Source organism: Rhodococcus sp. NPDC060086, assembly GCF_042730275.1.
In the GTDB taxonomy this organism is placed as follows: Bacteria; Actinomycetota; Actinomycetes; order Mycobacteriales; family Mycobacteriaceae; genus Rhodococcus.
Map to the genome: position 1 here is coordinate 78,485 of NZ_JBHWWZ010000002.1, position 22,668 is coordinate 101,152.

Below are 22,668 nucleotides of genomic sequence, written 5' to 3' on the forward strand. Positions count from 1 at the left end.
GCGGGCCCCCTCGCCGGTAGATTGGCGCTCGTGGGCACTTCCGGCGACGACCCCCGTTCGTGGGTGCTCTATGTCGTCGTGGTGGCGCTCACCGCACTGATGGCCGCCCCGCGTCGCGGCCGCGACGCGCAGAGTTGGTGGTGGCCGCCTCCGGTCGCGGCGATCGTGTTGTGGGTGCTGATCGCGGTGCCGTCGGTGATCCGGCTGATCCTGCCCCCGCTGCTCGACGTGCTCCGTCGCGATCCCGTCCGCACCCGCGACGGCGAATGGTGGCGGGTGTTCACGTCGGCGCTGACGCAGGATGGTGGTGTCGCCGGGACGGTCGGAAATCTGGTGATGCTTGCGATCGTCGCGATCGCGGTGGTGCGTATCTGGGGGTGGGAGCGCGCGGTCGCGTTGTTCGTCGTCGGCCAGTTGTTGTGGGCATTGTTCACGTCGTTCGTTGCGCCGTCGGTGGGGGCGGGAGTCTCCGGTGCGACGTTCGTGATGGCAGCGTCCCTTGCTGGATTGTGGCCCGTGGCGGGTGCGCGGCGCACGCTGTTGGTGGCGTCGGCGGGCACGTTCGTCGCCGGGGTACTGCTCGTGCTCCTCGACGACGCACACGGCGTCGCGGTGCTGATCGGCATGCTCCTCGGCGCAGTGCTCGGAATCGTGTTGCCGCCGTCGCGGCAGGTCACCGCGGCCGGGCCCGGAGCACACGGACGGCTCCGTTCCTGACTGCTCGCAACACAATCGTGGGATCGGTGATCGCGACAGTATCGTGACAGTTGTGTCTGCACTTCTGCGTTCGTTGAATCCGCTTGCCGTCGCCCGTGGTGACGATGTGCCCGATGCCGTCCGGATCGACGGCCATACCCTGTCGCGCAGCGACATTCTCGGGGCAGCGACGGCGGTGGCCGCTCGCGTGTCGCGAGCCGAGCGGGTTGCGGTGCTTGCCACCCCCACGGCGACCACGATCGTGGCAGTCGTCGGCTGCCTGCTCGCGGGCGTCACGGTGGTGCCGGTGCCGCCGGACTCGGGTCCGGCCGAACTCGCTCACATACTGAAGGACTCGGGTGCACAGGCGTGGCTCGGACCGGCTCCCGAGACGGGGGACAGCGCTGCGGGTGCGCAGGTGCCGGAACTTCCGGTGTTGCCGGTACGACTGCACGCGCGCGACTGGCATCATCTGCCGGAGCCGAGCCCGGCGAAGATCGCGTTCGTGCTCTACACCTCCGGCACCACGGGAGCCCCCAAGGGAGTGCTGCTCAGCAGGCAGGCGATTGCCGCAGGGCTCGACGCGCTCGTGGGGGCGTGGGACTGGACGGAGCGCGACACCCTCGTGCACGGACTGCCGTTGTTTCACGTGCACGGTCTGATTCTCGGTGTGCTCGGTCCACTTCGGTTGGGCAGCAGACTCATCCACACGGGTAAGCCGACGCCGCAGGCGTATGCGGAGGCCTCCGGCACCCTCTATTTCGGAGTGCCGACGGTGTGGTCGCGTGTGGCAGAGGACGAAGAGTCCGCGCGGGCACTGAGCGGTGCCCGACTGCTCGTCTCCGGCAGTGCCCCGCTTCCCGTGCCGGTGTTCGAGAAGTTGCGTGAGCTGACCGGGAAGGCCCCGATCGAGCGCTACGGCATGAGTGAAACGATGCTCACCCTGAGCACCCGCGCCGACGGTGAGCGCCGACCGGGCTGGGTGGGGACGCCGGTCGCCGGGGTGCAGACGAGGCTGCGCGACGAGCACGGTGCCGACGTGCCCCATGACGGGGAGAGCATCGGGGTGTTGCAGGTGCGGGGTCCGATGTTGTTCGACGGCTATCTGGGTCGCCCCGAGGCGACCAGTGCGTCGTGGACCGACGACGGCTGGTTCGTCACCGGCGATGTCGCGGTGATCGACGCCGACGGATTCCATCGGATCGTGGGCCGGGAGTCGACCGATCTGATCAAGACGGGTGGCTTCCGAGTGGGGGCCGGGGAGATCGAAACCGTGCTGCTCGGCCACCCATCGGTAAGGGAGGTTGCGATTGTGGGCCTCGAGGACGATGATCTCGGCCAACGTATCGTCGCGTTCGTGGTTCCTCATGTCGATGGCCCCGAAGTGGTTGAAGACGAGCTGATCGCGCTTGTCGCGCAGCAGCTTTCGACCCACAAGCGCCCGCGTGAGGTGCGGGTCGTCGACTCGTTGCCGCGCAACGCGATGGGAAAGGTGCAAAAGAAGCTGTTGCAGTAGTGACGTTGGCCGGACAATCTCCGGCGGAGTGCCGGTGCCGACGAAAAATCGACAAACAGTCGGCTCGGGGGTTGCGTGTGCCACACTCCAGGGCGGATTGTCTACTGCAGAGTAAGTAGGTGTACTCACTTCGATGGGGGTTCGAGGTATGTCTTTGACGGATCAGATTCGGGAAACCGATCGGTTGAGCGGTGGTGATCGACCGGGTGGTGCCGTACCCGCTTTCATGGTCGACGGCAAGCCCGCGTCCGTTCCACTTCGCGACCTACCGGCGGTCGCGCGCAAACTGGTCGCGCATTTCGCCGACAACGTCGCGCCGTGTTCGCTGCGACCCGGCGAATCGTTGCGCGGCGACGTCACCGAGGTCACCGTGCGGTGCCTGCGCATCGCGATCCACCTGCTCGACTCCGGCGAACTACCGACGGACGCCGATCTGGCGGATCTACGCAGCAGTGCAGCGCAGTGGGCACGGGCGGGATTCCGCCTCGAATACATGCTGCGCATCTACCACGAGGGAATTCGCCTCGGCTGGGAGCTTGTCAGCGACCGGGCCCGTGAGGGCGACGTCATGTCGCTCGCCGACGCCTCGCGGCTGTGGATGGCGCTGCTCGAACGGGTCACCGTGACCGCGACGACCGGATTCGTCTCGGAACTCGAGGTCATCCGCCGCGAGCGCGACGTCGCCGCACAGGAACTCATCGCTGCGCTGCTCAGTGGTCAGGACGCCGCGTCCGTCGCGCGTCGTTCCGGGCTCGAACTCGCCGACGGATACACCGTGCTCGCCGTGTCGCTGGCGCGGCACCCAGACGAGCGGAATCCGCACGTGCGTCCGGAGGTCGTCGCCCGCCGGACCCTGCGTCGCGTCGAGGTCGAACTGGAAGCCATCTGCGACGGTAAGCACTTGGCGTTGCTCGGCCCCGAAGGCGGCACGGTGTTGCTCGCGGGTTCGTCGGCATCACCTCCGGTCGACGATCTGCGCCGACGGATCGAGATGGTGGCAGGTGTGTCGGTGACGGTGGCGCTGGTGCACGCGTCGGTACCGGAAGTACCGGCGGCAGCGAAGCAGGCCCACGAGCTGCTCGACCTCGTCCGGTTGCTCGGCCGCCCGGTCGGCGCGTACGGCATGCACGATCTCGCTCTCGAATACCAGCTGACCCGGCCGGGACCTGCCAGGCAGTATCTCGCGCGTGTCCTGGACCCGCTCGACGACTCACCCGAACTCGTCGAGACGCTCGAGACCCACATCTCGCACGACCTGAGCCGGCAGCTGACTGCGCGCACACTGCACGTGCACGCCAACACCGTCGATTACCGGCTCAAGCGGGTCTCTCAGCTGACCGGATTCGACCCCACACGGCCCTCGGGTCTGCGGCAGCTGCAGGCCGCGCTGATCGCGCGGCGGCTCGAGGGCCTGGGTGCGGATCGGGAGTTCCTCGCCGCCCAGTAGCCCCTGCCACGAATAGCCGAATATCACCTTCGGTCAGTTCGACTGACCGAAGGTGATATTCGGCTGAGGGCCTGGTTCAGCGGGGCGCGGTGTCGACCGAGGAGTGGGGATGCGTCCGGCGCCAGACGACGCCGATCACCGTGATGATCGCGAACAGGATGGCAGTGGCCGTGAGCTGCGCGCGAGCATCCGAATCGGACAGCATCAGGATGATGAATGCGACGAGCATGGCGAGCGTGAACCAGCTCAGGTAGGGGAACGCCCACATCTTCAGCTTCAGCGTGCCGTCCTGCTCGAACCGCCGCCGCAGTCGCAGGTGCGCGACCACGATGAAGAGCCAGACCGCGATCAGTGCCGAGCCGACGGCATTGAGCAGGATCCCGAGAATCTGATCGGGAAGCAGCCAGTTCAGCCACACGCTGACGAAGCCGAAGAACACCGACACCAGCACCGCGTTGCGCGGCACTCCGTTGTGCGAGAGCTTGCCGAGCCACGCCGGTCCGTCCCCGCCGCGCGCGAGGGAGTACGCCATCCGCGACGTTCCGTACACGTTCGCGTTGAACGCCGACAGCAGTGCGATCACGACGACGAGTTCCATGAACCCGGAGACGTAGGGGATCCCGGCGATATCGAGGACGGATACGAACGGCGAGGTGTCGCCGCTGGCGGTCGTCCACGGCAACACGAGCACCATGATCGCGATCGACCCGAGGTAGAACAGGGTGATACGCCATACGACCGAGCGCACGGCGGTGGCGATCGACCGTTCCGGATCCTTCGACTCGGCAGCGGCGATCGTGACGATCTCGATGCCACCGAATGCGAACGCGACCGCGAGTAGGCCTGCCGCGATGCCTGCGATGCCGTTGGGTGCGAATCCGTCGCCGTCGCCGAGCAGATGCACCGTGCCGACCGGGTCGGTTCCGGGAAGCAGGCCGAACACCAGCAGCACACCGATCACCAGGAAACCGATGATGACAGCGACTTTCAAGGCGGCGAACCAGAATTCGAACTCACCGAAGTTGGCTACGCGCGCGAGGTTGACGACCGCGAAGAACGAGACGAACACGAGCGCCACTACCCATTGCGGCACCCCGGGGAGCCATGACTGGACGATCGCGGATGCGCCGGTGATCTCGACACCGAGCACCATGATCAACATGAACCAATAGAGCCAGCCCATCGTGAACCCGGCCCAGCGTCCGATGCCGATACGCGCGTAGTGCGAGAACGAACCGCTGACGGGAAGAGCAGCCCCCATCTCGCCGAGCATCCGCATCACGAAGATGATCATGATGCCGGCGAGGAGGTACGACACGATCACTGCGGGACCGGCCGCGGCGATACCTACACCGGAACCGAGGAACAGGCCCGCGCCGATCGCGGAGCCGAGCCCCATCATGGTCAGATGTCGGACTTTGAGTCCGCTCCCGAGATGCTGCGGTTCGGTTGCGGGCGACTCGGCTGTGCTCACGGGATTCTTCTCAGTCGTTGGCGTGGAGGGCTGCGTTCAGTTCGACTCCGGTGCCCTTGTTCGGCACTACCTCGACGGCACCGCTCACCGAGTTGCGGCGCAGCAGGAGGTTCGACTTGGCATTGAGATCCTTGGCCTTGATGACGGTGCCGTCGGGGCCGGTGACCTTGGTGCCTGAGGTGACGTACAGGCCGGCCTCGACGATGCAGTCGTCACCGAGCGAGATACCGACACCGGCGTTCGCGCCGAGGAGGCAACGCTTGCCGATGGAGATGACTTCCTTGCCACCACCCGACAGGGTGCCCATGATCGAAGCGCCGCCGCCCACGTCGGAACCGTCGTCGACGACGACGCCCGCGGAGATGCGGCCCTCGACCATCGAATTACCGAGGGTGCCTGCATTGAAGTTGACGAAGCCTTCGTGCATGACGGTGGTGCCGGACGCGAGGTGCGCACCGAGGCGGACACGGTCGGCATCGGCGATGCGCACACCGGACGGCACGACGTAATCGACCATGCGCGGGAACTTGTCGACGCCGTAGACGGTGACCGGTCCGCGGATGCGGAGGCGAGAACGGACCAGCTCGAAACCCTCGACCGCGCACGGACCGTAGTTGGTCCACACGACGTTGGCGAGCAGACCGAAGACGCCGTCGAGGTTGATCCCGTGCGGCTGGACGAGACGATGGGAGAGCAGGTGCAGACGCAGGTAGGCATCGTGTGCGTCGACGGGCGCCTTCGACAGGTCGGCGACGGTGGTGCGAACCGCGACCTGGTTGACGTCGCGTGCCTCGTCGGTGCCCGCCAGCAACGCGAGGTCGGACGGAATGTCCTTGCCCTCGAGTCGCGTCGTCCCGGTTTCGGTGTATTCGCCCAGCGTGGGGGCCGGGAACCAGGTGTCGAGGACGGTGCCGTCCGTCGCGATGTTCGCGATGCCTACTGCTGATGCTCCGTGTGCACTCACGGTCGAGAAGCGTACGCGAGCCGACCACGCTCCTGTGTAGGCCCTGTGAAAAACCGATGCCGAACCTGTGAAAATTGATGATTCCGTATTGTGCGGCTATGGCCGTACCGCACCTTGACCTGCATGCCGATCCGATCGACCTCACCGCCGCCCTGGTGGATATCCCCAGCGTGTCGCAGGACGAATCGGTCATTGCCGACGCCGTCGAGAAGGCGTTGCGCGAACAGACGTCGGGGTTCGAGGTGATCCGCAGTGGCAATGCCGTCCTGGCCCGCACGAATCGGGGTCTCGGCAGTCGCGTGATGCTTGCCGGTCACCTCGACACGGTGCCGATCGCCGACAACGTGCCGTCGCGGCGCGAAGGTGACCTGATGTACGGGTGCGGCACCTCCGACATGAAGTCGGGCGACGCGGTGTTCCTGCATCTCGCGGCAACCGTCGCCGAACCCGCACACGACCTCACGCTCGTGTTCTACGACTGCGAGGAGATCGCCGCTTCCTTCAACGGACTGGGCCGCATCGAGTCGGATCTGCGCGAGTGGCTCGACGCCGACGTCGCGATCCTCGGCGAACCCACCGGTGGGCTGATCGAAGCGGGATGCCAGGGCACGCTGCGGGTGCGGATCACCACGGGCGGTGTGCGCGCGCATTCGGCCAGGTCGTGGCTCGGCGACAACGCCATCCACAAGCTCGCACCGGTGCTCGACCGGCTCTCGCGGTACGAAGCACGATCGGTCGACATCGACGGCTGCGTGTACCGCGAAGGACTGTCCGCCGTGCGGCTCGGCGGGGGAGTAGCGGGCAACGTCGTACCCGACGCGGCGGAAATCGACGTCAACTTCCGCTTTGCGCCGGACCGCAGCCCCGACGAGGCCCTCGCGCATGTGCAGGAGATATTCGCGGGCCTCGACATCGAGATGGAACTGACGGACATGTCGCCGGGCGCTCTGCCGGGGCTGTCGAATCCTTCCGCGGCGGCGCTGGTCGCGGCGGCCGACGGCCGTTTTCGCGCGAAGTACGGGTGGACCGACGTGTCGCGGTTCGCGGCCCTGGGGATTCCGGCCGTCAACTACGGTCCCGGCGATCCCAACGTCGCGCACAAGCGGGACGAGCACGTCGACGTGCGCCACATCACCGAGGTGACCGCGGTGCTCCGCGGGTACCTCACCCGATAACGTGACCGACATGCCAGGCGACGAAGCCCCGACGAACTCCGACAGTCGACGCGATCGCGACGAGATCGTGCATCGCGGACCCGTGCAATTGCGCGGCGACCGGGCTTTCGAGTCCACCATGATGGATCAGCGCCTGCTCGACCGGCGCGGTCCCGCCGACTGGGTGCACACCGATCCGTGGCGGGTCCTGCGCATTCAGAGCGAATTCGTCGAAGGGTTCGGTGCGCTCGCCGAGGTGCCGCGTGCCGTCGCGGTGTTCGGGTCGGCGCGTACGCCGACGGACCACGCGGACTACGAACTCGGTCGTCGCCTCGGTGCTGCCCTCGTCGAGGCCGGCTACGCCGTGATCACCGGTGGTGGGCCCGGAGCGATGGAGGCTGCGAACCGCGGGGCGAGCGAGTCGAGTGGATTCTCGATCGGCCTGGGCATCGAACTGCCCTTCGAGCAGTCGCTCAACGACTGGGTGGATCTGGGCCTGAACTTCCGGTACTTCTTCGCGCGCAAGACGATGTTCGTGAAGTACTCGCAGGCGTTCGTCTGCCTACCCGGTGGATTCGGCACGCTCGACGAGCTGTTCGAAGCGGTCACGCTGGTGCAGACCCACAAGATCACCCAATTCCCGATCGTGCTGGTCGGTACCGAGTACTGGTCGGGACTGCTCGACTGGATCCGCACGGCGATGCTGCGTGAGGGCAAGATCTCGGCGGAAGACATGGACCTGATCTCGGTCACGGACAGCATCGAGGAAGCGGTACAGATCATCGTCGCTGCGCACCGCGGTGAGGACGAGCACGAGCTCTACGGTGAGGAGGCCTCGTGGTGAGCGAGCCCGGCCTGGCGGTGTGCGTCTACTGTGCGTCCGGTCCGGTGGACAAGTCGTACCTCGAGTTCGCGAGCGCGGTCGGCACGGCGCTGGGGCGCCGTGGCTGGCGGTTGGTCTCGGGTGGGGGCAACGTGTCGATGATGGGTGCGATCGCCGAGGCCGCCCGTGCGTCGGGGGCACACACGGTCGGGGTCATCCCGAAGGCACTCGTGCACCGCGAGGTTGCCGACGTCGATGCGGACGAACTCGTCGTCACCGACACGATGCGGCAGCGCAAGGAGATCATGGAGACGCGCGCCGACGCGTTCATCACCCTCCCCGGTGGGATCGGCACGCTCGAGGAGCTGTTCGAGACCTGGACCGCGGGATACTTGGGAATGCACGACAAACCCATGGTGCTGCTCGATCCGGTCGGGCATTACACCGGACTGCTCACGTGGATCGAGTCGATGGTCGACACCGGGTTCGTGGCGCGGCGTGCACTCGATTCCCTGCAGGTCACAGGCGATATCGAGGACGCGCTCGATCGGTGTGTCGTGGCCGTACAGGCGTAGAGGGGGTTTCGCTCGACCGATCGATTATCTACTCTTCGGTAAGTTCGGGGGGAGCTACGACTTCGTCCGAACCCGCCGCCCTGAACACCGCCGTGAGCCCTGAACACCGCCGTGAGGAACGAAGTTGAACAACCCCGTGTCCACCGAGCGTGATTCGACCGTCTCCCCGATCGGTCTCCTTACCCAATTGCCTGCCATGCTGCCCGATGCGCCGAGCCTGCTGCGCGGAGCACTCGGAATGACCCGCACCCCACGGGCGCGCGAAACGATCGGCTCGGTGTTCCAGAAACTCGCCGACCGCCGGCCCGATCACCCCTTCCTACGCTTCGACGGCGACACATTGAGCTACGGCGACGCGAACGCACAGGTCAACCGATACGCAGCTGTGCTGACAGCGCGGGGCGTGCAGGCGGGCGACGTCGTGGGCATCCTCATGACGAACCGCCCCGAGGCCCTGCTCATCACCCTCGCAGCGGTCAAGCTCGGAGCCGCCGCAGGCATGCTCAACAACCACCAGCGCGGTGAGGTGCTCGCCCACAGCCTCGGACTGCTCGACAGCCGTGTCCTCGTGGTCGGCGAAGAGTGCGAAGAAATCATCGAGTCCCTCGACGGTCCGCCGCAGGCGGAAGCGGTGCTGCGCGTCGACGAACTCGACTCGTTCGCCGCCGAAGCCGATTCCGCGAACCCGGCCGTCACCGAACGTCTGCAGGCCTCCGAGACCGCTTACTACATCTTCACCTCGGGTACGACGGGTCTGCCCAAAGCCAGCAAGATGTCGCACTTCCGCTGGCTGAAATCGATGTCCGGGCTCGGAGGGCTGGGCGTGCGCCTGCGCCGCGACGACACCCTGTACTGCTGCCTTCCGCTCTATCACAACAACGCGCTCACGGTTGCGCTGTCGTCGGTGCTCAGCTCGGGCGCGACACTGGCGCTCGGCCGCAAATTCTCGGCCTCGGGATTCTGGACGGACGCCCGCCGCAACGGCGCCACCGCATTCATCTACATCGGCGAGATCTGCCGCTACCTGCTCAACCAGCCCGAGCGCCCCGACGATCGCGACAACGGCATCCGGCTCATGGTGGGCAACGGACTGCGACCCGAGATCTGGACCCAGTTCACCGAACGCTTCGGAATCGAACGCGTCGCAGAATTCTACGGCGCCAGCGAATGCAACATCGCATTCATCAATGCCCTCAACCAGACCCGCACCGCGGGAATCTGCCCCCTGCCACACGCCGTGGTGGACTACGACCCGGACACCGGCAAGGCGCGCCGCGGTGCAGACGGGCGGCTGAAGGGCGTCCGGCGAGGTGAGGCCGGACTGCTGCTCGCGAAGGTCACCTCCCGCGCCCCCTTCGACGGGTACACCGATCCGGACGCGACCGAGGCCAAACTCGTCCGCGACGCGTTCAGCGACGGCGACGTCTGGTTCGACACCGGCGACCTCGTCCGCAAGCAGGGTTTCCTTCACGTGGCATTCGTCGATCGCCTCGGCGACACCTTCCGGTGGAAGGGTGAGAACGTTGCGACGACCCAGGTCGAAGGCGCAGTGTCGTCCCACGAGTCGATCGCCGAGGCGGTCGTCTACGGCGTCGAGGTGCCCGGTGTGGAAGGCCGCGCAGGCATGGTGGCGGTGACGTTGCATCCGGACGCGGAGCTCGACGGTGCGGAACTCTCCGCTGCCCTGCACCGTGCGCTCCCCGACTACGCCGTACCGCTGTTCGTGCGGATCGTCGACGAACTCGAGCACACGACGACCTTCAAGAGCCGCAAGGTGGATCTGCGCAATCAGGGCTACACCGACATCGGCTCCGACGAACTCCTCGTTCTCGCGGATCGCTCGGAGGGATACCGCCCCCACTACGAGGGATACGTCGATGCGGTCACGCGTGGTGAAATGCCCCGACGCTGATCATGTCAGGATGGGAGCCATGACCGGTTCCGCCGCAGAGGTTCCCGAGTTGCCCGCGCAGGCCCACGTGCGCCCACCCGGGCCCGCGTCTCCGACGCTGGGCGGACAGCCCTCTCCGACGCTGGGCGGACGACCGTCTCCGACGCTGTGCGGCCGCCAGGTCCCCACCGACCGTGCCCTCGTGATGGCGATCGTCAACCGCACCCCGGATTCCTTCTACGACCGGGGTGCGACGTTCACCGATGACGCTGCGCTCGCCGCCGTCGACCGGGCGGTCCGCGAGGGCGCCGATCTCGTGGACATCGGCGGCGTCAAAGCGGGACCCGGCGAACTCGTCGACGCCGCCGAGGAGATCAGGCGGGTCGTGCCGTTCGTCGCGGCGATCCGTGAGCGGTACCCGGATGTGCTCATCAGCGTCGACACGTGGCGCAGCGACGTGGCCCGGCGTGCCGTGGCCGAAGGTGCCGATCTGATCAACGACACGTGGGCGGGTGCCGATCCCGAGCTCGTCGATGTCGCAGCCGAGCTCGAGGTGGGCATCGTGTGCTCCCACACCGGTGGCGCCATCCCGCGGACCCGACCCCACCGGGTGCGGTACGCCGATATCGTCGCCGAGGTCGCGGCCGTGGTCGTCGGAGCTGCCGAGGACGCTGCGCGGCGAGGTGTCGCGGCCGACTCGATCCTCATCGATCCGACTCACGACTTCGGGAAGAACACCTACCACGGGCTCGAATTGTTGCGGCACGTGGACGTTCTCGTAAAAAGCGGGTGGCCGGTGCTCATGGCGCTCAGTAACAAGGACTTCGTAGGCGAGACTCTGGGTGTCGAACTCGCCGAGCGGTTGGAGGGCACATTGGCAGCGACAACACTGGCCGCGGCAGCAGGCGCGAGGGTGTTCCGGGTACACGAGGTCGCAGCGACCCGTCGCGTGGTCGACATGACGGCGGCGATCGCCGGCACCCGTCGGCCTGCACGCACAGTCAGGGGACTGGCATGAGCGCCCCCACGCGCACCTGGAGCGAAGCGAACAGCTGGGACCGTCCCACATGGACGGTCGCGGAACTCGAGCGCGCGAAGGCCGGACGCACGGTCACGGTGGTATTGCCTGCTCTCGACGAGGAAGACACCGTCGGGAAGGTCGTCGACACCATTCATCCGCTCCTCGGCGGTCTGGTCGACGAGCTGGTGGTGCTCGACTCGGGCTCCACCGACGAGACCGTGACTCGCGCGCGTGCCGCAGGTGCGCGCACGATCTCACGAGAGGATGCGGTGCCCGGTCTGCCGCCGGTCCGAGGGAAGGGCGAGGTCCTGTGGCGGTCGATCGCGGCAACGTCCGGCGACCTGATCGCGTTCGTCGATTCCGATCTCATCAACCCCGACCCGGCGTTCGTGCCGAAGCTCCTCGGGCCGCTGCTGCTCGGCGACGGGATCCACCTCGTCAAGGGTTTCTACCGGCGACCCCTCCGAGTCAGTGGCGCCGAGGACGCCTCCGGCGGCGGCCGGGTCACCGAGCTGGTCGCGCGACCGCTGCTCGCCGCACTGCGACCGGAACTGACGTGTGTACTCCAACCTCTCGGAGGCGAATACGCGGGCACCCGGGAGCTGCTGCAGTCGGTTCCGTTCGCGCCGGGCTACGGCGTCGAGATCGGACTTCTCCTCGACACGTACGACCGGCTCGGTCTCGATGCGATCGCCCAGGTCAACCTGGGAGTGCGCAAGCATCGAAACCGCCCGCTGTCCGAACTCGGGGCGATGAGCCGGCAGATCGTCGGAACCATGTTGGGCCGTTGCGGAATCGCGGATTCGGGTGCGCCGCTGACCCAGTTCCTCGTCGACGGCGACTCGTTCAGTCCCGTCGAGACCCACGTGAGCCTCGAGGACCGCCCGCCGATGGTGACGATCACCGGCTGACTCGGATGTCGGCGCGGCGTGTCAAGATCGAGGAATGCTGACGATTCTGCTCTACGTGCTCGTCATCGTCGTCGTCGGCGCCGCGCTGTTCGTCGTCGCGACCGTGGTGTTCGGGCGCGGTGAGGCGCTCGCCCCCATCCCGCCCGGCACCACCGCCACGGTTCTGCCCGCGTCCGAGGTGACGGGGACCGACGTGCGAGACCTGCGCTTCCAGCAGACGCTGCGCGGGTACAAGATGGGCGAGGTCGACTGGGCGCTCGATCGGCTCGCTCGTGAGATCGACGAACTCCGGGGCCGGATCGAGGAGTACGAGGGGTCGGCCGAGACTCTCGGCGACGATGCGCCCGTGTCCGATGCACCAGTTCCCGCCGTCGACGAGCCCGGCGACGATCCTGAGGTCCGGACTTCGGAGCAGCCCGAGGCCGAGAAGCAGGATGCAGACGAAGGGGCCACATCATGACCGACGATGCGCGGGTGCGATGCCCTTGGGCGATCGATCGCCCCGGCGAGACGCTCTACCGCGATTACCACGACACCGAGTGGGGACGGGAACTGCACGGTCGCGACGAACTCTTCGAGCGACTCGCCCTCGAGGCCTTCCAGTCGGGTCTGTCGTGGCTGACGATCCTGCGCAAGCGGGAGGCGTTCCGTGCGGCGTTCGACGGTTTCGATGTCGACGTCGTCGCCCGCTACGACGACGAGAAGATCGCCGAACTGATGGCCGACGCGGGCATCGTCCGTAACCGGCTGAAAATCGAGGCGGTGGTGTCGAACGCGCGAGCGGTACTCGACCTCGACGATTCCGACCTCGACACGTTGCTGTGGTCGTTCGCGCCTGCGCGGCGCGCCGACCGGTTCGATTCCGTGGATCGGATCCCGGCCGTGACCCCGGAGTCGACGGCGATGGCACGTGAGCTCAAGCGGAGAGGCTTCCGTTTTGTGGGCCCCACCACTGCGTATGCCCTCATGCAGGCCACCGGAATGGTCGACGATCACCTCGCCGAGTGCTGGGTTCGATCGGACGCTTGACCTACTCCGCGCGGCCGCACGCGGGAGTCCGCTGTCCAGCGCGGACCTCGATAGGGAACAATGGTGGAGCGCGCATCGTCGACGGCGACGAGGCAACCACACGGTAACCCACGCGCCCGGAGGTCGGGTGCAGATTTGGAGGGAGCAGAGGATGGCGGCCATGAAGCCCCGGACCGGGGACGGTCCCCTCGAAGCAACCAAAGAGGGACGAGGAATCGTCATGAGGGTTCCACTCGAGGGCGGCGGACGTTTGGTCGTCGAGCTCACGCCGGAAGAGGCTGCGGCCCTCGGCGACGAACTCAAGAGTGTCACCAGCTGATCAGCGCCTCTTTCGTGCGTTTCCGGGCCTTGCGTTGTTACGTGCGGGGCCCGGTTTCGTACCGGTCGAACTGCCGTGTGCGTCGTGGATGAAGGGAAACCATGCTCGACTCGGTGATCGACCTCCTCGCCTGCCCACACTGTGAGTCTGCGATGGACCTCGACGACACAGCGGTGCTGTGCGAACGCGGCCACAGCTTCGACATCGCGCGACAGGGTTACGTCACGCTCCTTACCGGCGCGGCGACACGGTTCACCGGCGACACCGCGGAGATGATCGCCGACCGGGCCGAGTTCCTCGGAACCGGCCACTACGATCCGATCCGCGACGCGGTGGCAACCGCATGCACGTCGGCCCCGTCCGATACCGGTGTGCTCGAGGTGGGTGCGGGAACCGGGCAGTATCTTGCGAGGGTCCTCGACGAGATGCCCGGCTCCCGAGGTATCGGTCTCGACGTATCGAAGCCGGCGGTCCGCCGAATCGCCCGTAGCCATCCCCGCACCGGCGCCGTCCTGGCGGACGCGTGGGAGCGAATTCCGGTTCGGTCCGGGTCGCTCGGGCACGTCCTGTCGGTGTTCGCGCCGCGGAACGCGTCCGAGGTGCACCGGATACTCGAGCCGGGAGGGACGCTCGTGGTGGTCACTCCGACCCCGGAGCACCTGGGTGAACTGGTGTCGCTGCCCGGGATGGTCAGCGTCGACGAACGCAAGACCGAACGATTGTCGGCCGCGCTGTCGGGGCGGTTCGAACGCCGCGACCGCTCCGAGGTTCGTTTTGCGATGGAGCTGACACGTCCGGCACTCACCGGTCTCGTCGGTATGGGTCCGTCCGCCTTCCATCTCACCGCGCAGCAACGCACCGAGATGGTGGAGGCGCTGCCCGACGGATTCGAGGTGACTGCGTCTGTAGTGGTGTCGACGTGGGTCCGGCAGGACGGTGACAGGGTCCGGCAGGACGGTGGGATCAGCGACGGCTGAGCGCGTCCTGGTAGACGGCGAGGGTGTCGCGCGCGATCTGCGCCCACGAGAATTCGGTGATCGCCCGCTGCCGTCCCGCCCGTCCGTATTCGGCGGCACGTGCGGGATCGGAGGCGAGGTCGTTGACTGCGTCCGCGAGGGCCCGTTCGTAGGCGGTAGGTTCGTACGAGTTGTAATGCACGAGCGTGCCGGTGACACCGTCCTGCACCACCTCGGGGATCCCGCCCACGTCCGACGCCACCACGGCCGTCTCGCAGGCCATCGCTTCGAGGTTCACGATGCCGAGCGGCTCGTAGACCGAGGGACACACGAAAACCTGTGCGGCGGCGAGTAGCTCGCGGACCGATTCGCGTGGAAGCATTTCTTTCACCCAGATGACGTTGCCCCGGGCGCTCTGCAGTTCCGCCACGGCCCGTTCGGTGTCCGCGGCGAGTTCGGGGGTGTCGGGTGCACCCGCGCACAGCACCAGCTGGATATCGGGTGAGATCCGGTGTGCGGCCGCGATCAGATGACCGAGCCCCTTCTGCCGGGTGATGCGTCCGACGAACACGGCGATCGGGGCCTCGGGATCGACACCGATCGTCGGCAGCACCGATTCGGTACCCGGTGCGAGTGGGCTCGGATGCCACGCCTCGGTGTCGATGCCGTTGCGCACCACGTGGACACGCGCGGGGTCGACGAACGGGTACGCATCGAGAACGTCGAGGCGCATGCCGTCGCTGACAGCGATGATGGCATTCGCGTACTGCACCGCGTTGCGTTCGGACCACGACGAAATGCGGTAACCGCCGCCGAGTTGCTCGGCCTTCCACGGGCGCCGGGGCTCGAGCGAATGAGCGGTGAGGATATGAGGCACGTCGTACAGTTCGGCGGCGAGATGACCGGCCAGACCCGAGTACCAGGTGTGAGAGTGGACGATGTCCGTTCCGGCCGCCGCGTGGGCCATGCGCAGTTCCGCCGAAAGAGTGGTCAGCGCAGCGTTGGCACCGGCGAGAGCCGGGTCGGGGGAGTGCACGATCGCCGTGTCGCGGGGTGCTCCCATGCAGTGCACGTCGACCTCGCACAGTCGCTGGAGTTGCGACACGAGCTCGGTTACGTGAACGCCTGCGCCGCCGTATACCTCGGGCGGATATTCCCGTGTCATCATTGCCACCCGCACCGCATCAAACTATCCGCCCGTCGAGATTCCGGCCACTCGATCCCCGAACGCCGAGACAACAGGACACATGCGACAGCGGGACACATGCGACAGGCCGGGACACGCCGTCCGACTCGCGCTTGGCTGGCGGCATCGTGGGCAGTGCGGATAGGTTGAGCGTGTGAGGAGCCAGCCACATGTGCTCGGGATAGTGCTCGCCGGCGGCGAGGGTAAGCGGCTGTATCCGTTGACCGCGGACCGCGCGAAGCCCGCGGTGCCGTTCGGTGGCGCATACCGGCTGATCGATTTCGTGCTGAGCAACCTCGTCAACGCGGGATACCTGCGGATCTGTGTGCTGACGCAGTACAAGTCGCACTCGCTCGATCGGCACATCTCCCAGACCTGGCGACTGTCCGGCTTCACCGGTGAATACATCACCCCGGTGCCCGCGCAGCAGCGCCTGGGACCGCGCTGGTACACCGGGAGCGCCGACGCGATCCTGCAGTCGCTGAACCTGGTGTACGACGAGGACCCCGAATACATCGTCGTGTTCGGCGCCGACCACGTCTACCGGATGGATCCCGAGCAGATGGTGCGTCAGCACATCGAATCCGGTGCCGGTGTCACCGTCGCGGGTATCCGGGTTCCGCGTAGCGAAGCGTTCGCGTTCGGATGCATCGACAGCGACGAGCAGGGCCGCATCACGCAGTTCCTCGAGAAGCCCGCGCACCCGCCCGGCACGCCGGACGATCCCAACGTGACCTTCGCTTCCATGGGCAACTACGTCTTCACCACCAAGGTGCTGGTCGAGGCGTTGCGGGCGGATTCGGAGAACTCGGACTCCGACCACGACATGGGCGGCGACATCATCCCCGCGCTCGTGGCGCAGGGCGTCGCGCACGTCTACGACTTCAACAACAACGTGGTTCCGGGAGCCACCGAACGCGACCGCGCCTACTGGCGCGATGTCGGAACACTCGACGCGTTCTACGACGCGCACATGGATCTGGTGTCGGTCCACCCCATCTTCAATCTGTACAACACGCGCTGGCCCATCCGAGGCGCCGCCGAGAACCTCCCGCCCGCGAAGTTCGTGCAGGGCGGTCTCGCGCAGGAATCGATCGTCGGGGCCGGAAGTATCCTGTCGGCCGCGACCGTCCGCAATTCTGTGCTCAGTTCCAACGTGATGGTCGAGCACGGCGCCACCGTCGAGGGCAGTGTGTTGATGCCCGGCGTGCGGATCGGCAAAGGTGCAGTGGTGCGCCACGCGATTCTCGACAAGAACGTCGTCGTCGGAGACGGCGAGATCATCGGAGTCGATCTCGAACGCGACCGTCAGCGCTTTGCGGTGAGCAACGGCGGAGTCGTCGCCATCGGTAAGGGTGTGTGGATCTAGCTGTACTGCCCAGGGACGTCGCTCAGCTCATGCGCACAGCGCACAGCAGACCGTCGCCGAGCGGCAGTACCACCGGCGCCAGCCGATCGTCCTGAGAGATGGCACGCGCGGCCTCACGAACGGCGAGCACCGTCGAATCCCGTGCGGACGGGTCGGCGACCCTCCCGTCGAGCAGTGCGTTGTGCAACACGATGACCCCGCCGGGCCTCAGCAGTCGTACGCCCTCCCGGACGAAGTGCGGATGGTCGGCGGGGGTGGCGTCGACGAAGACGAGGTCGTATCCGGAATCCGCGAGCCGTGGCAGGACGTCGAGTGCGCGGCCGTTGATCAGCCGAGTGCGGGACGCGACCACCCCGCCGTCGCGGAACGCGATCTTCGCGGCCCGCTGGTGCTCGGGTTCGCTGTCGATGGTGGTGAGCACCCCGTCCTCGCGTAATCCGTGGAGCAACCACAGTCCGCTCACACCGGCGCCGGTGCCGATCTCGACGACGGTTCGCGCATCGAGCATGCGCGCGAACAGGGACAACGCTGCGCCCACGGACGGTGAAACGGGTTCGGCGCCGAGATCGAGGGCGCGTTCGCGCGCGTTGACGAGATCGTCGTCTTCGACGACGACATTCTCCGCGTGGGCCAGGATCCGGTCGGCATTGGTCTGCACCCCACTGAGGCTATCCTCGCGACCGCATCAACGCAGGCAGGCGCGCCCCAGAATCCGACGTTCGTGGTTTCTCAGCTGACTTTCAGGGTACTCATACGGCGTCCACATCGCCGTGGTGAACAGTGATGGTCGGATACGCAACAGACCGCAGGTTCGACGATCATCGGACGACGATCGGAAACGACGGAGCGGGCACGCGGCGGGAAATAGAATTCCGCGCCCGAACGTTGAACACCGGGAGAATGTCGTTTTGATCAGCGGTCCCGAAGAGGAGGATCCACCGATCCACATGCAAAGATCCGACACCGTCCCCACCCCCGACGTGCTCACACCCACCGATGCCGATGCCGACATGAGCGGCACGGCGGTCTTCGATGCCACCGGTGATCGTGCTGCGATGCCGTCATGGGACGAGTTGGTCCGTGAGCACGGCGACCGCGTGTACCGCCTTGCCTACCGTCTTTCCGGCAATGCCCAGGATGCCGAAGATCTCACCCAGGACACGTTCATCCGGGTGTTCCGCTCATTGCAGGACTATCAGCCGGGCACTTTCGAGGGCTGGCTGCATCGAATCACGACGAATCTGTTCCTCGACATGGTGCGCCGACGGAATCGCATCCGGATGGAAGCGCTTCCGGAGGACTACGATCGGGTACCGGCCCAGGGGCCGAACCCCGAGGAGATCTACCACGACGCCCGCCTCGGTGCCGATCTGCAGTCCGCGTTGGACTCGTTGGCACCGGAGTACCGTGCCGCGGTGGTGCTCTGTGACATCGAGGGACTCTCCTACGAGGAGATCGGTGCCACACTGGGGGTGAAGCTCGGTACGGTGCGTAGCCGCATCCACCGAGGCCGCCAGGCGCTGCGTGAGCACCTGCGCGAGCATGGAAAGGTCGAAGTCGGTCGCGTCGATGCGGGGTAGCCGCCGGGAGGATTTGATGACGATGGTGCAACCACCTCGCAGGTTCGGTTCCACGGAACACTTGGCCAGCGAAGCTGTTGCCGCATTCGTCGACGGGGAACTCCGGATGTCGGCGTATCTCCGCGCCGCACAGCACCTGTCCATCTGTCCCGAATGCGCGACCGAGGTCGAAGCGCAGGAACAGGCCAGCCGCGCACTGCGGTCTGCGGCCCGTCAGGCTCCGCAGATGCCGTCCTCGCTGCTCGGTGCCCTGAGCAACATTCCCAGCCACCTCTGCGACAAGCCCCCCGCCGACCCCGTCCGCCCACCGGGTGCGGGCGGACTTTTCGACGCAGCCGCCCAGGATCCGTGGAGTACACGTCGGTGGTCGATCCGCCGTCGTCGTTGACAGCGAGCGGGCGGTAGCAGCAGACACAGTGCCATCGGTGATACTGGGCTGCGTGACGGACCTACACGGGGGAGACGGACACGCGTGAGCGGCGATTCTGTGCAACCGACGGGCGGGCAACCGACGGCCAGGCAACCGGCGGGAGGGCAACGGCCGGGTGTGCAACGGACGGGGCGAGGTGACCCCCATGCAGAGGGCCTGCCCGACGCCGCTTCGGGCCGGCCCGACCGATCGCCCGGGGTGATCGAACGACCCGCCGACGCGCCGCGCCTCGAGCCGCGACCCGTGTATCGGCCCTCCGTCGATCCCTCCGCCGCTCGGGTCTTCGGCCGACCCGCAGGTTCCGACGGTCCCTTCGGAGCGATCCCGCGAGACCGGAACCCGGATCCGCGGATTCACCACGCGCCACCGCCCGACCCGATCTTCGCCGAGGCGTACGGGCGTCCCGACGACGCCGTCGACACGCTCCAGCGCCCACCCGGTGACGTCGGTGAGGAACCTGCCGAGACCATCGAACCCGACCCCTGGCGCGACCCGGACTCGGCCGTGCGACTCGGCCCGCCTGTCGCGGAGACCGTCGAACACGACCTGCCGCCTGCCCGCAAACTTGCGCTCCGAGAAGTCCTCTTCGACCGCCGCGTCGAACCGCGCGCACTTGCGACCCTCGCTGCCGTTGCCGTCGTCATCGGAATGGTCGGGGGACTCGTCGTCGCGTTGGTGCTGTCCGAGGACGGGTCGTTGACCAGTCGCGGTGTGTCGCTGGCCCAGGTCGCGGCAGGCGAGGAAGCACCGACCGGCACGGTCGCGCAGGTGGCCGACGCTGTGCTGCCCTCGGTCGTGTCGATCCAGGTCACGCTCGGCCAGGATGCCGGAACCGGATCGGGCGTAGTGATCGACGGCGAGGGTTACATCGCCACCAACAATCACGTGGTGTCGATGGCCGCCAACAACCCCGAGGCCAACGTGCAGGTGACGTTCAACGACGGCACGAAGGTGCCTGCGTCGATCGTCGGGCGCGACATCAAGACCGACCTCGCGATCCTGAAGGTCGACGACGTCGACAATCTCGTCGTCGCCGAACTGGGCCGGTCGGAGGACGTCCAGGTGGGCGAAGACGTGGTGGCGGTGGGGTCACCCCTCGGACTGAACAAGACCGTCACCCGCGGCATCGTCAGTGCGCTGCACCGGCCTATGCGGTTGAACGGGCAGGGCACCGACACCGACGCGGTCATCGATGCGGTGCAGACCGACGCGGCCATCAACCCCGGAAATTCGGGCGGGCCTCTCATCGACGCCGAGGGCCGGGTCATCGGTATCAACTCGGCGATCAAGTCGGAGACCGGCGGATCCGTGGGTCTGGGCTTCGCGATTCCGATCGATACAGTCACAGAGGTTGCGCAGGCTCTCATCAGCGACGGCGTGATGCATCATCCCGAGATCGGTGTGAATGCCCGAACCGTCGTCAACGACGTCGCCAGCGGCGCCGAAGTGGCCAACGTGCAACAGGGCAGCCCGGCGCAGAGTGCAGGCATCGTCGAGGGCGACGTGATCGTCAAGGTCGGCGATCGAGAGGTCACCAGTGCGGACGAGCTCGTCGTCGCAGTTCATCTGCAGGAGATGGACGAGCCGGTCACCGTGCAGCTGGTGAGGGAGGGAAGACTCGTCGACATCGAGGTCACGCCGGTATCGGACTGATCCCGATCAAGGATTGTGATATCCGCTGCAGGTACTGCAATTCTGCATCGACCACGTAGTCTGGTGCGGTGTTCGGCAACATCGGTTGGGGCGAGTTCATGGTCCTCCTCATCGCGGCCCTCGTGGTTCTCGGTCCGGAGAGACTTCCGGGTGCGGTGTCGTGGGTGACCAAGTCACTGCGTCAGGTGCGCGAGTACGCGTCGGGCGCCCGCCAGCAACTCAAGGACGAACTCGGGCCTGACTTCGAGGATCTGCAGAAACCCTTGTCCGACCTGAACCAGTTGCGGGGCATGACACCGAAGGCCGTCATCACCAAGCATCTACTCGACGGCGACGACTCGATCCTCACGGGCAACTTCGAGTCGCCGTCGCCACCGTCGGCCAACGGCACGGGCTCGTCCACCGGCCCGGCCTCGTCGCGGCCGAACATGTCGAAGCCCCTCGCTCCGGGCGAGACCCCGCCGATCGATTTCGACGCGACGTAAGGCGCTCGCCCCGAGGAGGGGCTTCGTAGGGCAGCTCAGAAATTCCGGGTGGTGTCGATCCCCAGCGACATGCCGGCCAGACCGCGGCGACGTACAGCGAGCTTCTCGGCGATCTCCCGCAGCGCGATGCCCGGTGGGGAATCGGGTGCACTGAGAACGATCGGAGTGCCCGCATCGCCGGATTCGCGGATGGCCGGGTCGAGAGGGATCTGCCCGAGCAGCGGCACGGGGGCACCCACGGCGCGGGAGAGCCGATCGGCGACGGCCTGGCCGCCACCCGTTCCGAAAATATCCATCTTCGTGCCGTCGGGCAGTTCGAGCCACGACATGTTCTCGACGACACCTGCGATGCGCTGACGGGTCTGCAACGCGATCGACCCGGCGCGCTCGGCGACCTCCGCGGCTGCCTGCTGCGGGGTGGTGACGACGAGGATCTCCGCATTGGGGACCAATTGCGCCACCGAGATCGCGACGTCGCCTGTGCCGGGCGGAAGGTCGAGCAGCAGCACGTCGAGATCGCCCCAGAACACATCGGCGAGGAACTGCTGCAGTGCCCGGTGAAGCATCGGGCCGCGCCACACCACCGGGGTGTTCCCCTCAGTGAACTGGGCGATGGAGATCATCTTCACTTCGTGCGCGACGGGCGGCATGATCATCCGCTCCACCTGGGTGGGCTTGGCCGACGTGCCGAGCATGCGCGGAATCGAGTGGCCGTAGATGTCGGCATCGAGCACACCCACCGACAGCCCGCGATCGGCCAGCGCAGCGGCGAGGTTGACAGTCACCGACGACTTACCGACACCACCCTTGCCGGAGGCCACGGCGTAGACGCGGGTGAGCGAACCGGGTTGCGCAAACGGGATGACGGGTTCGGCGGAATCACCGCGAAGGGACTTGCGCAGGGCGGTGCGCTGCTCGTCGTTCATCACGTCGAGCGTCACCCGGATCTCACCTACTCCGGCGACGTCGGCTACGGCCTTGGTGACGCGATCGGTGATCTCGGTGCGCATCGGGCACCCGGCCGTCGTGAGATACACCTCGATGTCGACGCTGCTGTCGTCGCGGATGTCGACGCTCTTGACCATTCCGAGGTCCGTGATGGGCTTGCGGATCTCCGGATCCTGGACACGTGCGAGCGCGCTTCGGATTTCGGACTCGAGGACTGCCATGGTGACCATGGTAGGTGGCG

General features: G+C 66.8%; 23 protein-coding genes. 18 read left to right on the plus strand and 5 right to left on the minus strand.

Annotation, left to right across the window (positions count from 1 at the left end; genetic code table 11):
• The first annotated feature begins 30 nt into the window (after positions 1-30).
• The 3 genes from ACFWB0_RS02110 to ACFWB0_RS02120 all read left to right on the plus strand — a co-directional run bounded on the left by ACFWB0_RS02110 (position 31) and on the right by ACFWB0_RS02120 (position 3,659).
• Positions 31-717 carry a rhomboid family intramembrane serine protease gene (locus tag ACFWB0_RS02110; RefSeq protein ID WP_378488766.1) on the plus strand — a complete coding sequence of 229 codons (687 nt, stop codon included), beginning with the start codon at positions 31-33 and terminating at the stop codon, positions 715-717.
• A 52-nt stretch (positions 718-769) separates the two neighbouring features.
• On the plus strand, positions 770-2,212 hold the full coding sequence (locus ACFWB0_RS02115) for an acyl-CoA synthetase (RefSeq protein ID WP_378488767.1): 1,443 nt from the start codon (positions 770-772) through the stop codon (positions 2,210-2,212).
• A 226-nt stretch (positions 2,213-2,438) separates the two neighbouring features.
• The gene (locus ACFWB0_RS02120; RefSeq protein ID WP_378488893.1) at positions 2,439-3,659 is read left to right on the plus strand and encodes a PucR family transcriptional regulator; all 1,221 of its coding nucleotides are present in this window, start codon (positions 2,439-2,441) and stop codon (positions 3,657-3,659) included.
• A gap of 76 nt (positions 3,660-3,735) precedes the next feature.
• Here the strand turns inward: ACFWB0_RS02120 and ACFWB0_RS02125 are convergent, their stop codons facing one another.
• Positions 3,736-5,061, minus strand: coding sequence for an amino acid permease (locus ACFWB0_RS02125; protein WP_378488894.1), 1,326 nt, complete (start codon positions 5,059-5,061; stop codon positions 3,736-3,738).
• An 82-nt stretch (positions 5,062-5,143) separates the two neighbouring features.
• Positions 5,144-6,097, minus strand: coding sequence for a 2,3,4,5-tetrahydropyridine-2,6-dicarboxylate N-succinyltransferase (gene dapD / locus ACFWB0_RS02130; protein WP_378488768.1), 954 nt, complete (start codon positions 6,095-6,097; stop codon positions 5,144-5,146).
• Positions 6,098-6,195: 98 nt separating this feature from the next.
• Between dapD and dapE the strand changes: the two genes are divergently transcribed.
• The 10 genes from dapE (at position 6,196) to ACFWB0_RS02180 (ending at position 14,797) form a co-directional block, all read left to right on the plus strand.
• On the plus strand, positions 6,196-7,272 hold the full coding sequence (gene dapE / locus ACFWB0_RS02135) for a succinyl-diaminopimelate desuccinylase (RefSeq protein WP_378488769.1): 1,077 nt from the start codon (positions 6,196-6,198) through the stop codon (positions 7,270-7,272).
• A 10-nt stretch (positions 7,273-7,282) separates the two neighbouring features.
• Positions 7,283-8,095, plus strand: a complete 813-nt coding sequence (locus ACFWB0_RS02140; RefSeq protein WP_378488770.1) for a TIGR00730 family Rossman fold protein — start codon at positions 7,283-7,285, stop codon at positions 8,093-8,095.
• Positions 8,089-8,649: a TIGR00730 family Rossman fold protein gene (locus tag ACFWB0_RS02145; protein ID WP_378488771.1), complete on the plus strand. Its 561-nt coding sequence runs from the start codon at positions 8,089-8,091 to the stop codon at positions 8,647-8,649. Before ACFWB0_RS02140 ends, ACFWB0_RS02145 begins: the two co-directional genes overlap by 7 nt.
• Positions 8,650-8,785: 136 nt before the next feature.
• Positions 8,786-10,561 carry a long-chain-acyl-CoA synthetase gene (locus ACFWB0_RS02150; RefSeq protein WP_378488895.1) on the plus strand — a complete coding sequence of 592 codons (1,776 nt, stop codon included), beginning with the start codon at positions 8,786-8,788 and terminating at the stop codon, positions 10,559-10,561.
• Positions 10,562-10,580: 19 nt separating this feature from the next.
• On the plus strand, positions 10,581-11,558 hold the full coding sequence (gene folP / locus ACFWB0_RS02155) for a dihydropteroate synthase (protein WP_378488772.1): 978 nt from the start codon (positions 10,581-10,583) through the stop codon (positions 11,556-11,558).
• Complete coding sequence (locus ACFWB0_RS02160) at positions 11,555-12,472, plus strand: glucosyl-3-phosphoglycerate synthase (RefSeq protein ID WP_378488773.1); 918 nt, start codon at positions 11,555-11,557, stop codon at positions 12,470-12,472. Before folP ends, ACFWB0_RS02160 begins: the two co-directional genes overlap by 4 nt.
• Positions 12,473-12,506: 34 nt before the next feature.
• Complete coding sequence (locus tag ACFWB0_RS02165; RefSeq protein WP_378488774.1) at positions 12,507-12,932, plus strand: DivIVA domain-containing protein; 426 nt, start codon at positions 12,507-12,509, stop codon at positions 12,930-12,932.
• Complete coding sequence (locus ACFWB0_RS02170) at positions 12,929-13,501, plus strand: DNA-3-methyladenine glycosylase I (protein WP_378488775.1); 573 nt, start codon at positions 12,929-12,931, stop codon at positions 13,499-13,501. Before ACFWB0_RS02165 ends, ACFWB0_RS02170 begins: the two co-directional genes overlap by 4 nt.
• A 151-nt stretch (positions 13,502-13,652) precedes the next feature.
• Positions 13,653-13,820 carry a DUF3117 domain-containing protein gene (locus tag ACFWB0_RS02175; RefSeq protein WP_006554284.1) on the plus strand — a complete coding sequence of 56 codons (168 nt, stop codon included), beginning with the start codon at positions 13,653-13,655 and terminating at the stop codon, positions 13,818-13,820.
• Between the two features lie 101 nt (positions 13,821-13,921).
• Entirely contained in the window at positions 13,922-14,797 is an 876-nt protein-coding gene (locus tag ACFWB0_RS02180) for a putative RNA methyltransferase (RefSeq protein ID WP_378488776.1), read from the plus strand.
• Here the strand turns inward: ACFWB0_RS02180 and glgA are convergent.
• Complete coding sequence (gene glgA / locus ACFWB0_RS02185) at positions 14,784-15,956, minus strand: glycogen synthase (RefSeq protein WP_378488777.1); 1,173 nt, start codon at positions 15,954-15,956, stop codon at positions 14,784-14,786. The two genes, ACFWB0_RS02180 and glgA, sit on opposite strands and share 14 nt — an antisense overlap.
• Before the next feature lie 160 nt (positions 15,957-16,116).
• On the opposite strand from glgA, the gene glgC reads away from it, so the two are divergent.
• Positions 16,117-17,331 (plus strand): glucose-1-phosphate adenylyltransferase, encoded by a 1,215-nt coding sequence (gene glgC / locus ACFWB0_RS02190; protein WP_378488778.1) that lies wholly within the window; start codon positions 16,117-16,119, stop codon positions 17,329-17,331.
• Between the two features lie 22 nt (positions 17,332-17,353).
• Here the strand turns inward: glgC and ACFWB0_RS02195 are convergent, their stop codons facing one another.
• The gene (locus ACFWB0_RS02195) at positions 17,354-17,989 is read right to left on the minus strand and encodes an O-methyltransferase (RefSeq protein WP_378488779.1); all 636 of its coding nucleotides are present in this window, start codon (positions 17,987-17,989) and stop codon (positions 17,354-17,356) included.
• Positions 17,990-18,341: 352 nt separating this feature from the next.
• On the opposite strand from ACFWB0_RS02195, the gene sigE reads away from it, so the two are divergent.
• From sigE to tatB, 4 genes are all read left to right on the plus strand, one after another.
• Complete coding sequence (sigE, locus tag ACFWB0_RS02200; protein WP_378488896.1) at positions 18,342-18,911, plus strand: RNA polymerase sigma factor SigE; 570 nt, start codon at positions 18,342-18,344, stop codon at positions 18,909-18,911.
• 16 nt (positions 18,912-18,927) lie between these two features.
• Entirely contained in the window at positions 18,928-19,299 is a 372-nt protein-coding gene (locus tag ACFWB0_RS02205) for an anti-sigma factor family protein (protein WP_378488780.1), read from the plus strand.
• A gap of 198 nt (positions 19,300-19,497) precedes the next feature.
• The gene (locus ACFWB0_RS02210; protein ID WP_378488897.1) at positions 19,498-20,994 is read left to right on the plus strand and encodes a trypsin-like peptidase domain-containing protein; all 1,497 of its coding nucleotides are present in this window, start codon (positions 19,498-19,500) and stop codon (positions 20,992-20,994) included.
• A gap of 68 nt (positions 20,995-21,062) precedes the next feature.
• Positions 21,063-21,479: a Sec-independent protein translocase protein TatB gene (tatB, locus tag ACFWB0_RS02215; protein WP_378488781.1), complete on the plus strand. Its 417-nt coding sequence runs from the start codon at positions 21,063-21,065 to the stop codon at positions 21,477-21,479.
• A 35-nt stretch (positions 21,480-21,514) separates the two neighbouring features.
• Here tatB and ACFWB0_RS02220 read toward each other — a convergent pair whose 3' ends face one another.
• Entirely contained in the window at positions 21,515-22,648 is a 1,134-nt protein-coding gene (locus ACFWB0_RS02220) for an Mrp/NBP35 family ATP-binding protein (RefSeq protein ID WP_378488782.1), read from the minus strand.
• Between the last annotated feature and the right edge of the window lie 20 nt (positions 22,649-22,668).

Excerpts from the sequence above, each read along its gene's own strand:
- ACFWB0_RS02120 (WP_378488893.1), top strand. The coding sequence starts at position 2,439 with ATGGTCGACGGCAAGCCCGCGTCCGTTCCACTTCGCGACCTACCGGCG.
- ACFWB0_RS02125 (WP_378488894.1), bottom strand. The coding sequence starts at position 5,061 with ATGATGGGGCTCGGCTCCGCGATCGGCGCGGGCCTGTTCCTCGGTTCC.
- dapE (WP_378488769.1), top strand. The coding sequence starts at position 6,196 with ATGGCCGTACCGCACCTTGACCTGCATGCCGATCCGATCGACCTCACC.
- ACFWB0_RS02140 (WP_378488770.1), top strand. The coding sequence starts at position 7,283 with ATGCCAGGCGACGAAGCCCCGACGAACTCCGACAGTCGACGCGATCGC.
- folP (WP_378488772.1), top strand. The coding sequence starts at position 10,581 with ATGACCGGTTCCGCCGCAGAGGTTCCCGAGTTGCCCGCGCAGGCCCAC.
- ACFWB0_RS02160 (WP_378488773.1), top strand. The coding sequence starts at position 11,555 with ATGAGCGCCCCCACGCGCACCTGGAGCGAAGCGAACAGCTGGGACCGT.
- ACFWB0_RS02165 (WP_378488774.1), top strand. The coding sequence starts at position 12,507 with ATGCTGACGATTCTGCTCTACGTGCTCGTCATCGTCGTCGTCGGCGCC.
- ACFWB0_RS02170 (WP_378488775.1), top strand. The coding sequence starts at position 12,929 with ATGACCGACGATGCGCGGGTGCGATGCCCTTGGGCGATCGATCGCCCC.
- ACFWB0_RS02175 (WP_006554284.1), top strand. The coding sequence starts at position 13,653 with ATGGCGGCCATGAAGCCCCGGACCGGGGACGGTCCCCTCGAAGCAACC.
- ACFWB0_RS02180 (WP_378488776.1), top strand. The coding sequence starts at position 13,922 with ATGCTCGACTCGGTGATCGACCTCCTCGCCTGCCCACACTGTGAGTCT.
- sigE (WP_378488896.1), top strand. The coding sequence starts at position 18,342 with ATGAGCGGCACGGCGGTCTTCGATGCCACCGGTGATCGTGCTGCGATG.
- ACFWB0_RS02205 (WP_378488780.1), top strand. The coding sequence starts at position 18,928 with ATGACGATGGTGCAACCACCTCGCAGGTTCGGTTCCACGGAACACTTG.
- ACFWB0_RS02220 (WP_378488782.1), bottom strand. The coding sequence starts at position 22,648 with ATGGCAGTCCTCGAGTCCGAAATCCGAAGCGCGCTCGCACGTGTCCAG.